12 protein-coding genes are annotated in these 12,824 nt (G+C 63.8%); 8 read left to right on the top strand and 4 right to left on the bottom strand.

Going from position 1 to position 12,824, the window contains the following annotated elements:
* The 5 genes from EIP85_RS11775 to ftsH all read left to right on the top strand — a co-directional run.
* A partial coding sequence (locus EIP85_RS11775) for a Crp/Fnr family transcriptional regulator (RefSeq protein ID WP_206615516.1) occupies positions 1–474 on the top strand: 474 nt, incomplete at its 5' end.
* A 229-nt stretch (positions 475–703) separates the two neighbouring features.
* On the top strand, positions 704–1,195 hold the full coding sequence (locus tag EIP85_RS11770) for an acyloxyacyl hydrolase (protein ID WP_164871711.1): 492 nt from the start codon (positions 704–706) through the stop codon (positions 1,193–1,195).
* Between the two features lie 408 nt (positions 1,196–1,603).
* Complete coding sequence (locus EIP85_RS11765; protein ID WP_206615515.1) at positions 1,604–1,849, top strand: hypothetical protein; 246 nt, start codon at positions 1,604–1,606, stop codon at positions 1,847–1,849.
* 28 nt (positions 1,850–1,877) lie between these two features.
* Positions 1,878–2,018: a hypothetical protein gene (locus EIP85_RS22775; RefSeq protein WP_164871710.1), complete on the top strand. Its 141-nt coding sequence runs from the start codon at positions 1,878–1,880 to the stop codon at positions 2,016–2,018.
* Positions 2,019–2,332: 314 nt separating this feature from the next.
* Positions 2,333–4,168, top strand: a complete 1,836-nt coding sequence (gene ftsH, locus EIP85_RS11760) for an ATP-dependent zinc metalloprotease FtsH (RefSeq protein ID WP_241559984.1) — start codon at positions 2,333–2,335, stop codon at positions 4,166–4,168.
* A 100-nt stretch (positions 4,169–4,268) separates the two neighbouring features.
* On the opposite strand, the gene EIP85_RS11755 is transcribed toward ftsH, so the two are convergent.
* Positions 4,269–5,486 carry a citrate synthase family protein gene (locus EIP85_RS11755; protein ID WP_127902370.1) on the bottom strand — a complete coding sequence of 406 codons (1,218 nt, stop codon included), beginning with the start codon at positions 5,484–5,486 and terminating at the stop codon, positions 4,269–4,271.
* 81 nt (positions 5,487–5,567) lie between these two features.
* Here EIP85_RS11755 and EIP85_RS11750 point away from each other — a divergent pair, with 81 nt between their 5' ends.
* The 3 genes from EIP85_RS11750 (at position 5,568) to EIP85_RS11735 (ending at position 8,622) form a co-directional block, all read left to right on the top strand.
* Complete coding sequence (locus EIP85_RS11750) at positions 5,568–6,668, top strand: citrate synthase/methylcitrate synthase (RefSeq protein ID WP_127902369.1); 1,101 nt, start codon at positions 5,568–5,570, stop codon at positions 6,666–6,668.
* Between the two features lie 619 nt (positions 6,669–7,287).
* Positions 7,288–7,734: a GNAT family N-acetyltransferase gene (locus EIP85_RS11740; RefSeq protein WP_206615514.1), complete on the top strand. Its 447-nt coding sequence runs from the start codon at positions 7,288–7,290 to the stop codon at positions 7,732–7,734.
* A 621-nt stretch (positions 7,735–8,355) separates the two neighbouring features.
* Positions 8,356–8,622, top strand: a complete 267-nt coding sequence (locus tag EIP85_RS11735; RefSeq protein WP_127902366.1) for a hypothetical protein — start codon at positions 8,356–8,358, stop codon at positions 8,620–8,622.
* Between the two features lie 121 nt (positions 8,623–8,743).
* Here EIP85_RS11735 and EIP85_RS11730 read toward each other — a convergent pair whose 3' ends face one another.
* The 3 genes from EIP85_RS11730 to EIP85_RS11720 are packed head-to-tail and all read right to left on the bottom strand — an operon-like array spanning position 8,744 to position 12,809.
* A complete protein-coding gene (locus EIP85_RS11730; RefSeq protein ID WP_127902365.1) occupies positions 8,744–9,682 on the bottom strand; it encodes a sugar kinase in 939 nt (312 codons plus the stop codon).
* Entirely contained in the window at positions 9,679–11,700 is a 2,022-nt protein-coding gene (locus EIP85_RS23230; RefSeq protein ID WP_241559986.1) for an FAD-dependent oxidoreductase, read from the bottom strand. Before EIP85_RS23230 ends, EIP85_RS11730 begins: the two co-directional genes overlap by 4 nt.
* A gap of 47 nt (positions 11,701–11,747) precedes the next feature.
* Positions 11,748–12,809 carry a LacI family DNA-binding transcriptional regulator gene (locus tag EIP85_RS11720; protein ID WP_127902388.1) on the bottom strand — a complete coding sequence of 354 codons (1,062 nt, stop codon included), beginning with the start codon at positions 12,807–12,809 and terminating at the stop codon, positions 11,748–11,750.
* Positions 12,810–12,824 lie beyond the last annotated feature (15 nt).

Genomic DNA, 12,824 nt, shown 5'->3' with positions numbered 1-12,824 from the left:
GAGCCGATCTTGGAGCGCGTGCTCCTGAACAAAGCTCTCGAGGCGCTTGATCGGGGGCGAGAGTGGCTTCAGGTGCTCGCAATGCCGAAGGTTGTCGAGCGCCTTGCCAGCTTCCTGCTGATCTTCTGCCGCGATGCGCCTCACGAGCAGCTGCTGGGTCTGCAACGCCCGAATGCCCTTCATATCCGTCTTCCCATGGGGCGCGTGGATCTCGCCCACTACCTGGGCACGCGCGCTGAGTCTATCAGCCGGGCTATACACGCGCTACGCGACAATGGGACGATCCAGATCAACACCCCAAACGATTTCGATATCCTCGATTTGGCCCGGCTGGCGGACATCGCGACGTTGGAGTTGTCGGCGCCGGATGTCGAAGCCTTACGCGCCTTGCGGAATGCTTCCGTCGTCAGCGGCTGCTCACTCCACCTGAGCGGCACGAAGGGATCTCAAATTTGTGGAACTGCCGCGGCGTGAACTGAGATGGAGGCGCTTCAAAGACCTTCATAACCTACAAACGCCGGCTTGCTGGGTGACCTCTCGAAGATCGTTCTGCCCGGCTTCGTGATCCCGACTACTGCAGTGAAGCGCACGCTCAGGGAAGTGCACCCCTGGGGTTGCGGCAGCAGCCTTGATCCGGGCTCTGGGAACCACCCTAATGGACCCAGAGCGGCAATCCGTTTGAGAAATCCCGGAGGCCTATTCCTTGCGAATTCTTTCTGTCCTCTGCCTGGCGGTCCTCGCCGCCACGCCTGCCTCCTTCGCCGATGCCGAAACCTGGGTGCTGGGCTATGGCGCCGCCGATTACGGCCATGCCGGCACACCGAGCGTCCCGAGCCTGACGCTTGAGTGGCATGGCAAGCCGTTCTGGAGCAATCACGGGTGGCATGTCGCCCCGGCCATCGCCGCTATCACCGATCACCGGCATGACGGTTGGCTCGGGATCGGTCTAGTGGCGAATTACACGTTCGGTCGCTGGTTTGTCGAAGTCAGTGAGCTGCCCGGCTACTACCACGCGGGCGAGGTCTCATCGGTGCTTGGCGGCCCGCTGGAGTTTCGAAGCCTGCTCGGGCTCGGTTACCGCCTGACCGACCGCGCGAGCCTGTCGCTGGCGCTCTACCACCGCTCGAACGCCGACATCTACAGCCCAAACCCGGGCGTGAACACCGTCACCCTGCGTCTCGAGAAGGCGTTTTAACCCCGCGGGGTCGGCCCTTGTCTTGGGGCGCGGGACCAGCGGCCCGGCCGGACCTCGGCCAGGCTGCCGATCAGACACTAACATTCAAACTGGAGCGGACCGATCGGCCAGCTCACCGGAGCTTGGCATCGGCAGGCAGAAGCCATGTCAGATTCCGACGACTGCGGACCGAACAATAACCCGAGGAATGTGTCGTCGATTACCCGTAGTGTATTTGAGAGGCGGCGCGATGGCGGCGATGGTCAGGCTGTCCGGATCGGACTGGACCGACAGTCGAGGGAGACAGAGATGACTGATATCGCGCAGATTGCCGATCGCTATATCGCCACCTGGAACGAGACCGGCCCGGCCCGGCGCCAGGCGCTTCTGGCAGAGGTCTAGGCCGAAGGGGCGAGCTATGCCGATCCGATGACGGCCGCACGCGGCCGCGACGAGATCGGCGGGCTGATCGCCGGCGTGCAGGACCGCTTCCCCAGCTTCCGCTTCGCGCTCGAAGGCAAGGTGGACGGGTTCGGCGAGAACATCCGCTTCTCGTGGTCGCTCGGGTCCACAGAAGAGCCGGACATGATCCGAGGCACCGACTTTGCCGTGCTCGAGGCCGGCCGGCTGAAGGCCGTCACGGGGTTCCTCGACAAGGTTCCGGCCGCGGCCTGAGGCCCACCCGACCCGACAGGAGATGAGCATGTTTGATCACTCACGCCTTGGCGCCGTCGCGGGCCCCGGCCGGATCAAAGCCGCCGACGGCACCGAACTGTTCTACCGGGACTGGGGGGGGCGGGCCGGCCCGTCGTCTTCCTGGCGCATCGCAGGGAATGACGTTTAGAGCGTATGCGGCGTCGATGTCGCGCCGATCGGGATCGTATTCAGGAGTTGACCTCGCCCGACGGCGTAGGGCGTAGGGACCAACAATAAAGGGCCAAACCGCTCCATCGTCGGTGAAATTCACTTCTTCGCAGGCAGGCTCTCCCCTTCCCCCTCATCAATATGGCTGATGAAGTTTGGCCTGCCCTCCTCGCTTTGCCTGGTGCTTGACGCATGTCAACGCACCGAATTCTGCGGCGTGGAAGATCACAGGACGGAGAGGTGCAGAAATCAATGGCGGACCCGTCCCGAAGAGATAGAAAGCCGGACGCTCCAATGGGGCGGGCACCTTACCTCCTGCTTTGGTTGTTCACCTTCGGCATCCTGATCTCGATGCTGATCATCCCGAACCAGTCTCGGACGGAGATAGTTGCCTATAGTCAGCTCAAGCAGATGATCCGTGATGGGACAGTCGCCCAGGCAATCGTTGCGCAGCACGAGATCACAGTGATCCGGAAAGAGGCTGCCGGTACCGACCCGATACGATTTCGGGCCGTGACACCAGCTCAAGGAGACCCCGAACTTCTTCCGCTACTCGAGAAGGAAAACGTTACGGTAACTGCGCTCGCCCCGTCGGAGGGCTCCCTTCTCACGTACCTGCTGCCATGGCTGGTGCTGATTGGCTTCTATGTCTGGCTCCAGCGCCGAATGATGGGACAAATGGGCGGAGGTGTAGGGCCAGGCGGTATTGGAGAGCTTTTCAAAGGCCGCTTTTCGAAACCGACGGACCAGAGGAGCCGCGTCACCTTCGCCGATGTTGCTGGGCAGGATCAGGCCAAGAAGGAAGTGGCGGAGCTGGTCGAATTTCTGCGTGAGCCGGAGCGCTTCCAACAAGTGGGCGCCGAAGTGCCGCACGGCGTGCTGCTGATGGGGCCACCCGGTACTGGCAAGACTTTGTTGGCCAAAGCTCTGGCCGGCGAGGCCGATGTGCCGTTCTTCTCAACCTCCGGCTCAGAGTTCATTGAGGTCTTCGTCGGTGTGGGCGCAGGACGCGTGAGACGCATGTTCGAGGCCGCCCGCAAGGCGGCGCCTGCAGTGGTTTTCATCGACGAACTCGACAGCATCGGCCGGACCAGGGGCACCGGGCTTGGCGGCGGCCATGACGAGCGCGAGCAGACACTGAACCAGATCTTGGCAGAGCTTGACGGTTTCGACGACAAGGCGGCAGTCGTCGTCCTTGCCGCGACAAACCGGCCTGACGTGCTCGATCCGGCGCTGCTGCGGCCGGGACGGTTTGATCGCCATGTTGTCCTGAACCTGCCTGACAAGACCGCCCGAAGGGCAATCCTCGACATTCATGCCCGGGAGCTGCCGCTGGCCGATCCCGCGAACCTCGACGAGATCGCCGCGGGAACGCCGGGCTTTTCCGGAGCGGATCTGAAAAACTTGCTCAACGAAGCGGCGATCGCGGCCGCTCGGCGTCGCGCCAACACGATCACGGAGGCTGATCTGCAAGAAGCGCGGGACAAGGTAATGATGGGTACTGTGCGCACCTTGGCTATCCAGCCCGAAGAGCGCCACCGACTGGCGGTGCATGAAGCAGGTCACACAGCCGCGGCCTTCTACACCCCAGGCGCGGATCTGCTCTACAAGGTGACCATCATCCCCCGTGGTCGCGCTCTTGGCGGTACGCACATGCTCGAGAAAGAGGAGCGCCACACACTCCCGGAAGATTATCTGCGCAGCCAGCTTGTAATTCTTCTGGCAGGACGCGCCGCCGAGCAAGAGCTGATCGGCACCGTAAGTTCCGGCGCGGATGACGACATCAAACGAGCAACGGCCTTGGCGCGGTCAATGGTGGCGCGCTGGGGGATGGATGCCGATCTCGGGCCGGTCGACCTACGCCAAAGTGAGGACCATCCCTTCCTCGGCCAGACGATTGCTCAGCCACATGAACATGCAGATAGGACCGCGGCGCGTGTTGATGACGCCGTGATAGCCCTGCTCAAGGAAGCCAGTGACGAGGCAGCGCGACTTATAACCGAACACAGATCGCAAATTTCGTCATTGGTGGGGGAGCTTGAGAGCCAGGAAGTTCTGGATCGCGAACAAATCGAAGCCTGCCTGTCCGACGGTGGCAACGTCAGACCGCTCAAGCGACCGCAGCACTGATCGGTTACCTCGCGCTCGATATGGTACAGGCGCGCCCGACCTGGGGGCGCACAACCGTCTCTCAGCAATACAGCGCACTCCGATGGCGGGCGAAGCCTAGTCATTCGATTGGCGCGCGATCCTCCGCACCGGGAACTGGGCCCGTGTAGTGCGCCCGCGGCCGGATCAACCCCGCGTTGCTGTACTGCTCAAGCGCGTGGGCGATCCATCCTGCGGTCCGCCCTATCGTGAACAAGGCCAGTGCCGCCCCCTTCGGCAGGCCGAGCGCGCGTCTGACGGCGACGAGGGCGAAGTCGAGGTTCGGATATCGCCCGGTACTCTCCTGCATCGTATCAACAAGCACCGCGCGTGTGGCATTGGGGGGCAAATGATCCAGCAGAACGCGGGCTCGCGGATCCCCTTCGGGATAGAGTGGATGGCCGAAGCCGGGCACCCCATCACCCCGACGAAACCGGGTCTCGATCACCGGGAGCACCTCGGCAGGTGCGGCCACCTCGTCCATCAAGGCCTCGACCAGGCTGGTGGTCCCTCCATGTAGTGGCCCCCCCAACGCGGACAGTCCTGCGTTGAGGCACGCTCCAAGCGAGGCCCCAGTCGACGCCACCACCCGCACCGCGAAGGCCGAGGCGTTGAGTTCGTGATCCGCCACCAGAACGAGGCTTTGGCGCAGCAAGTCGGCGCTCTCCCCGTCGACTCCCCAGAGATGGGCCAGTCGCGCGTGGATCGGTTTGGCGGAAGGGATGCTTGCCGTGGCCGCTGCCGTCATGGCACGCAGCAGTTCCGCCGCGCCGGACCACAGCCGGCGGCCCTCCCTCTGCCAAGCAGTGGCCCGCCCCGCGGCGACCAGCGGCAGCAGCATCTGGCAGCGCTCACTCAGGGGCAACTCCGTCGAAGCGGCAAGCAGCGCCGCGTCCCATGTCGTTGTGCCGGGGGCCTCACCACTCCCGAAGGGATCCGTCTCGCCGCAACCCCATAGCAGACGCGCTGTCTCCTCCAAGGTCGCCTGCTCGGCCCATTCCACCGCGTTCCGGCCGCGATAGTAGAACTGCCCTGCCTCGATCAGCGTGATCGCTGACGAAAGCACCGGCAGGCCCCAGTCAAGCGTCGCCGAAGCCACGTCGCGCGGGCGGCGGCCCGCCTTCTTGCGCTTGCCAAGTGTCGCGATGTCCTCGGCACTATAGAGCCGCCGTCGCGGGTCATCGGCCCCCGGGACGGCCCGGACGAACCCGCGGCTGACATAGGCATAGAGCGTTGCGCGGCTGACACCGAGCACTTCGGCGGCGGTCTCGGCGTCGAGAAAGGTCGTAGGGTTCGTCATGATCTTATATTGATCTAAAGAATCAAGATTGACGATATATGTTGAAGCGCCATCCTCCTGCCGTCAACCAAGAGGATTGCCATGACCGATCAAGCCCATGCCCCCGCCATCGACTCCCCCCGCCCGGCCCTCGGTCTTGACGATGTCATCGCTGCGGAGACCGTTCTCAGCTATGTCGACGGCGCGGCAGGAGAACTGATCCTGCGCGGCCGTCCGCTCGACACTCTCGCCACGTGGCGCTTCGAGGCCCTGCTCGCCCTCCTGTGGGACGGCCTCGCCCCAGAAGCGATGGACGCCGACGGAATCCGTGCGGCTCTCGGACCCGCGCGGGAGCGCGCCTTTGACATGATGACGCCGCTGCTGCCCGCGGTCCACGGTCTCTCGCAGGTCGAGGCGCTGCGTCTCTGCCTGTCAGTCCTCGCCGATACGGAGGCAACATCCCATCACCTCCTGGCCGTCGCGGCCGTGCCGGTCTTTGCCGCTGCCATCGCGCGAAGCAACGCCGGAGCGGCCCCCATCACGCCGGATCCGTCGCTCAGTCAGGCGGCTGACTTTCTGCGCATGCTGCACGGCGCGCCGGCGACGGATGACAAGGTGGCGGCGCTGGACACCTACCTCGTCACGGTCGCCGATCACGGGCTGAATGCTTCAACCTTCGCGGCGCGGGTCATCGCCTCGACCCGGGCCGGGATGTTCTCGTCCGTCACCGGCGCTCTTTGCGCTCTCAAGGGTCCTCTCCACGGAGGGGCGCCCGGCCCGGTCCTCGACATGCTCGATGCAATCGGGACGGAGGACAATATCCGCCCCTGGCTGGAGGCCGCCTTGGGCCGGGGAGAGCGGCTGATGGGTTTCGGTCACCGGATCTACCGGGTGCGCGACCCGCGCGCGGATGTCCTGAAGGGTGCGACGGCCCGCTTGCGCGACGGGGCCGGACGCATCCGGTTCGCAGAGGCCGTCGAGGCGCAAGCGCTGACCCTGCTGGCGGAGAAGAAGCCGCTCCGTCCGCTACAGACCAATGTCGAATTCTTCACGGCGCTGCTGCTAGAGGCCGTCGGCTTTCCGCGCGACAGCTTCACCAACGTCTTCGCGGCCGGCCGGATGTCCGGCTGGGCGGCGCACGTGATGGAGCAGGAGGCAACTGGCCGCCTGATCCGCCCAAAATCCCGCTATGTCGGCCCGTAGCCCTTTCTGGCAGGCGAAGGGCGTCATAGAGGAGAGGCGGCACCGGTGGGGAATGCCAAGCCTATTCGTGTAGCACGCTTGCTTGGCGTATGGTGTCGTTGCGCTTGCACATCAAGCTAGCGATCTCGGGTTCGAGTTCGCTGCGCTCTCTATCGCGTCGAAGGGCGCGAACTGTTGCCCCCGGACCCACAAGATGCGCCATGGGAAAACCCCCAACGTTATCGTCCTGCTAAAGTGAACGGCTAACTCGTCCTGCCTTGTCGTGATCATGTCATTTCGGGCAAGACTGATCAGGAAAGGGTGAAGGTGAGGGCGGAGAATGGATTACGGAAAATCGGGGCATCCAAGCCTGGCGAGAAAAAGCCACGCTATGCCGAGCGCAACGCGAAGGGCACCGAGAAGAACCCCTTCGGCAAACCCGCCGCGCGGGTTGACCTCTTGGCACGCATGAAGGCAGCAGCCTCAGCAAAAAACGAGAGCGGCCGAGCATACTCCATCGACCGTGCCGCAATTGATCGAGTATTCTGCCTGGGTCGATCCGCCAAGAACCGACGGTGATAATGGTCTTCGTATGATAATACGTAATGAAGCCACGGGAGATGAAGCCGCAATCCGACACTTGACGAAGGTTGCCTTCGCGCCCGTTGAATGGAGCGACGGCAGCGAGCCGCAGATTGTCGACAGGCTTCGTCTGAATGGCAATCTCACTGTGTCGCTCGTCGCCGTAGAAGACGACCAGATCGTCGGCCATGTTGCTTTTTCACCGGTGACTGTATCGGATGCGGACGGACGATGGTTTGGTCTCGGGCCGATCTCGGTGCATCCGGACCTTCAGCGAGTGGGTATTGGACGGCTGTTGATCGAGGAAGGTTTGGAGCGGCTCCGGTCCCTTGGCTGTGCGGGCTGTATCGTTTTGGGAGACCCAGCCTACTACGGGCGCTTCGGTTTCAGTTCGCCAGGAGATCTGACATATGGCGACGCTCCAACGAGATACCTGCAGGCGCTTTCCTTTGAAGACAAAAGGGCCAGTGGAAATGTGCAATACAGCTCGGCCTTTGAACGATAGCCAGCTCACGCGAGATTTCTGGACGGCTGTCGCGGAACAAAGCGAATTCAATAGCGGCCACTCGGTTGAGCTCATCAACCGCTCGCTTTGTCCGAACACCGAACCTTTGAATGGATTGCGACCAACAACAGGTTTCTGCCATCCAGCCCCGCCTTTGAACGTCCGGGATCAGGGCGCGTTGCTGTCGTTCAAGGTCGGCGCAGCGACGAGCCCCTTCTCACCTCCCGTGCAGGCGCAGCATATCGCGGATGCAGCGAAGGCTCGCGCCGCGCTTGACGCAGTTATATCGCACGCCAAGGACATAAGAACTGCCTTGGATGACGACGCGAACAAGTTGTCTCCGCTAGATGAAGTAACGTGCTCTGACCCGCCAGTAGAGGCCAGGCATAGGGTGACACGATGTGCGGCATTATCGCTCTGGATGTCGTCCTGACGCTACATGGAGGTGGCCGAAGTGTGCGGCTCCGGCGAGAATAGGGAAAGGCTATTCTCGCTCATTGGGGATGAAACGGCCGAGACCGCACGCGCAGGCCTTACGGTTGTCTGGGAGCGCTGAACAACAGTGCCGCAGTCAACTTGAGGAAATCATGTATCGATTCCCAACATATGGGGAGCCGGCCCATGTTCCAGTCGCGCCAGCAGGCCGATCCTGCATTCTCGATGGTCCGCGCGAAGCTGGCCGAGGCGATGGAGGGGGTAGAGGACATCGCTGTGCCCAAGTTTGTGCCGGTGACGGTCGCGCCGGAGCCTGAGGAGCTCGCGCCGGCGGCCCTCCGAGCGCAGGGTGTCGTGGTGATCGAGATCTGCGAGGTGGAGCTTCGGGTACCGTCGGATGTCGCGGCTGAGCGGGTTGCGGCTCTGGTCGGCGCGCTGCGGGCGGCGCAATGATCGTCGCGGGCTGATTGTCGGTCATTCGCGCGACGCCGCAGGTGATCACACGGCGAACTAAACTGACTTCCAACAAGCCCACCCGCAACCGACATTTGTGGGCCTAATGTCTTGCCGGACGCTAGGGAGTCGGAACTCGTTGCAGTCTCGGAATGCGGCCCTTCGCGGCACGGGCACCATAGGTTCTGATAACCTCTGCCGACAGCGCCTGACCTGCGGAAAGTGAGGGTGCAACGCTATAGCCCAGCAAGCGTGCGGCGAGATAGCCGGCATTGAAGGCGTCACCGGCGCCACTTGTGTCGCAAGCGTCGGAAACCTCCGGCGTTGCCAGGATTAGCTCGCTGCCGTCAGCAAATGCATGCACCGGATTGGCACCGTCCTTGACCACGATCTCGCAAACCCCGTGGTCTCGGTACCGTTCGATGGTTGCCGAAGGCGTTGCGTCTCCCCAGGTCATCGTTTCGTCGTCAAAGCTCGGTAGTACAATATCCGAAACCGCCATGATGCCCTGCACCGTTTCGCGTATCTCTGAAGGCGACGACCATAATCGGGGACGAATGTTGGGGTCGAAAGAAATGCGCGCGCCGGCGGCTCTCGCGTCGTGCAGCACGCTCAGGAGTGTTTGGCGGGCGGTGGGGCTCAGGACGGCGAGCGTAATCCCGGAAAGGTGGATTAGGGACGCTCCGATGGCGGCCGTTTCCAGAGCGGCGCGGTCGTCGGCAAGCGCGCGTGCAGCAGACGCGCTACGCCAGTAGTGAAACCGGCGCTCGACGCCCATCAGATCGATCAGGTAAAGGCCCATGGTGCGCTCCGGGTCGAGGCCGATCCCCGAGATATCGAGCCCGTCTGCCCGCATCTCCGCCAGAAAGCCGCCGGAGAGGCTGTCCTGCCCGACCCGGCTGACGAACCCGACCGACGCCTCTCCGCCCAGGAGCTGTGCCATGTGCCACGCGGTGTTTAACGTGTCACCCGCGAAGCCCCGGCGGTAGAGGCCCTGGCCCACGGGCGCCATCTCGACCATGGCCTCGCCGATGGCGATGACCCGGCGGGCGCCACTCATCGCAATTCATCCGCGGCGTAGATCGTGCCTGTCAGCCATGCAGGCCAGTCGCGTTCGAAAAACGGCCGGTCGGTAGCGGTTGCACGGTTTGGCCGAACGGACAGTCGGAGTTCTCCATCGGCGAGCCGGACTACAATCTGTTCGCCCCGGTGTTCGGCGCGCTCTTCTCGGAAGCGATAGGCCTCAAGCGGCCCCGCTTTCGCCCTAGGCAGCCCGGCGCCGGCGGGATCGCAGATCGCGCGAGCTCCACGGCTGCCGCCCCCGCTGGAGATGTAGAAGTTAAGAGCGGCAAGCACCGCCTCGGAAACCAATGCCATCTGCTGCCACTGGATCACACGCGATAGCTCGGACGGGCGATCAAGACGGATGCCGTTCCGCCGGATTTCCGCGCAGAGCTTGCTTGCTTCGACAAGGGCCGCACCGACCTCGTCGGGCGAACAGAGGATGCCCGCCTTCTCGCTCATCCTCGTCTGGACCTCCTTGCGGACCCTGCGAAGCGTCAGCCGGCTATCGGTGCGGGCGATCGCTTCGATTTTGGCAATCGCATCCCGCAGGGCCGAGGGAGGATCTCCGGCCTCGGGACAAACCGCCCACCCGCTTGCAGCAATGTGTTCGGCGACCCTCGTACCGAACACCTGCCCGGCGTTCAGCGCGGCCCCGCCCGGCCGGGTAACGCCATGGGTTCCGGCGGCCTCGCCCACGGCATAGATCCCCCGCACGGAACTGCGGCCCCAGATATCGACCGCGATGCCGCCGTTCATGTGCTGGTTGTTGACCGCAAATTCGAGGGGCGCGGCGGCGATGTCGATCTTGTAGCGGCGGTAGAGTTCGATCGCGAGCGGGTTCATGTGCCGCAGGCGGTCGATGGGCAGCGCCTGATCCGCCCTGGCCTTGCGCAGGTAGGCGGCGGCGTCGGTGTCGAGGCGGTCGAGGGCGAACGGGGCATCGCCCGGCACTGGAAGGGGATTTCGGTTGAAATCCATGAAGATCCGCCGCCCCTGCTCTCCCTCACGGAAGATCGCCAGATCCACGAGGCTGGAGCCAAAGTCGAGCATCCGGGTGGCGTGGAATGGCCACTGGTATCCCTTTCGGAAGACGTTCGAGGCCAACTCCTGCGTGGTGCGGTAGTAATCCGCCAGGAAATGATGTTCGGTTCCGTCTGCGTCGACCGAGTAGATGTGCGGGATCACCTGCACATAGGTGCCCGACAGGTTCCAGGGGAAGCCTTCGCGCCGCGTCCCGATGCCGAACTGGCTTTCAGTCAGGTTGACGACATCGAGTCCCGCTTCGAGCGCAAGGCCAAGCGATCCGAAACATCCGTTCGGAAATACGCTGTCGCGGTAGAGCTCGCCCGGCCCGCCGGCGGCGAGGACAAGGATCGAGGCGCCGAAGAACACGGCGCCCAGCGGGTTGTCGTCGCTGCGATCCTTCGCGCGGATCGCGAGGAGGCCAAGCAGGTCGCCTCTGGCGTCCTTGAGAATCCGGACGGCAGTCGTCTGGTTGTAGATGGGAATGCCGAGGCGGATCGCTTCCTGTGCCAGCACCTTAACCATCAGCCGCGATGTGCGCGGGCCGCAGCTGGTGGCCCGACCCACTTCGTCGTGGTCTGTCTGGTAGCGCAGGGTGCCGCCCAGCCGATCCTGCGGCAGCGGCAGGCCGAGGAACTGAAGCGAGGCCATCGCCCGGGCAGACCCCACCGCCTCGACATAGGCGGTGTCTTCGTCCATCGCACCGCCCGCCCGGATCGCAGCGGCCATGTCGCGGTAGTTGTCGCCCTGGTCAGAGGTGTTTGCCGTATGCAGGGTCTGCTTGTCCGATCCGGAACAGGCCGAGGTGCCTCCCCAGGCGCTTTGCGTGAGGACGGCGACCTCCACCCCCCGTCGCCTCAACTCGACCGCCGCGCGCAGGCCGGCTGCACCGCTGCCGACGACCAGCGCACCAGCCGAATAGACTGGGATGCCATATCCGGAGACCCGCCACCGGTCAGTGCACTCCGGCTCGGGCCCCAGTCGCGGCATGTCGACGTCGGTCAGAGAGTCGAGGATCTGCTGGGGTATATCAAGGCTCACGATGGATCTTCCGATGGAGATTGGGGGAGACTGCCCTGCCGAGACACAGGCAATCGGGCACTGGAGTCGCGGACCATAAGCTGAACCTCCGTCCGGCGTACCGGTGGAGGCATCTTGCCGTCTTCCAGCCATCCCAGAATCGTCGCGGCAATCGCCTCGCCAAATCCGGCGATATCGCACCGCACGGAGGAAAGTGTCGGCCAGGTCTGGCCGCACTCCTCAATATCGTCGAAACCAACGACGCGGAGACCGTCGCCACCGACGGGCCGACCGATCTCCGCGCAACCGGCGATCAGCCCGAGCGCCACAAGGTCGTTGAAGCAGATCACGGCGTCCACCTCAGGGTGTTGTCGGGCGAGTTTCTTGGCGGCATCGCGTCCGAAGCTTCGGCTCGACCGGCCGGCGAGCATCAGGGGCGGCATACCCGCGGAGCTCAGAACTTCGAGGTAGCCGGCCATCCGCTCCTGCGTCACGCTGCGGCCTTCGAGTCCGCCCACAAACGCAATGCGACGGGCCTGCCGTTCAAGAAGATGGGCGGTCGCGATCCTGCTGCCCGCGAGGTAGTCTGGAGCGGCGAACGGAAACAGATCGACCCGCTCGTCCACCTTCCGCAAAACCTGCATCGCAGGGACGCCAGCCCGAGCAATGGCGTCAAAGGCGCCGTCGCCATCACCATAGGCCGGAGAGATGATGAAGGCCGAAACGCCGTGTTCGATCATTGCGGCGACCACCTGCTCCTGCAGCCGCGAGTTTTCGTCTGTATTCGCGACGACTGTCGCGAAGCCCCTCGCGGAAAGCGCCATCTGCAGGGACGTGGCAAATTCGGTGAAGAACGGGTTGCGCAGATCGTTGATGACAAGACCGATAAGGCCCGCTCCCGCGCTGCGCAGGTTGGCGGCCGCGCGATTATAAACGTAGCCGATCTCCGCCATCGCGTCGCGAACCTGAATACGAGTCTGCTCCCGGACCGTCGGGCTGTTCTGCAGGACCAGGCTGACGGTAGACTTGGAGACGCCCGCCTTGCGCGCCACATCGATGATCGTCGGTCTGCGGTCCATAACGCTCACACCCGT

It is taken from the genome of Solirhodobacter olei (genome assembly GCF_004010155.1).
GTDB classification, from domain to species: Bacteria; Pseudomonadota; Alphaproteobacteria; order Rhodobacterales; family Rhodobacteraceae; genus Solirhodobacter; species Solirhodobacter olei.
The sequence above is the reverse complement of the archived record's forward strand: the minus strand, read 5'-3'. Positions and strand labels throughout refer to the sequence as shown.

Bases quoted from the DNA above. Each gene is read 5' to 3' on its own strand.
- EIP85_RS11720 (WP_127902388.1), bottom strand. From the start codon at position 12,809: ATGGACCGCAGACCGACGATCATCGATGTGGCGCGCAAGGCGGGCGTC.
- EIP85_RS11735 (WP_127902366.1), top strand. From the start codon at position 8,356: ATGTTCCAGTCGCGCCAGCAGGCCGATCCTGCATTCTCGATGGTCCGC.
- ftsH (WP_241559984.1), top strand. From the start codon at position 2,333: ATGGGGCGGGCACCTTACCTCCTGCTTTGGTTGTTCACCTTCGGCATC.
- EIP85_RS11750 (WP_127902369.1), top strand. From the start codon at position 5,568: ATGACCGATCAAGCCCATGCCCCCGCCATCGACTCCCCCCGCCCGGCC.
- EIP85_RS11755 (WP_127902370.1), bottom strand. From the start codon at position 5,486: ATGACGAACCCTACGACCTTTCTCGACGCCGAGACCGCCGCCGAAGTG.
- EIP85_RS11730 (WP_127902365.1), bottom strand. From the start codon at position 9,682: ATGAGTGGCGCCCGCCGGGTCATCGCCATCGGCGAGGCCATGGTCGAG.
- EIP85_RS22775 (WP_164871710.1), top strand. From the start codon at position 1,878: ATGTTTGATCACTCACGCCTTGGCGCCGTCGCGGGCCCCGGCCGGATC.
- EIP85_RS11765 (WP_206615515.1), top strand. From the start codon at position 1,604: ATGACGGCCGCACGCGGCCGCGACGAGATCGGCGGGCTGATCGCCGGC.
- EIP85_RS23230 (WP_241559986.1), bottom strand. From the start codon at position 11,700: ATGCCGCGACTGGGGCCCGAGCCGGAGTGCACTGACCGGTGGCGGGTC.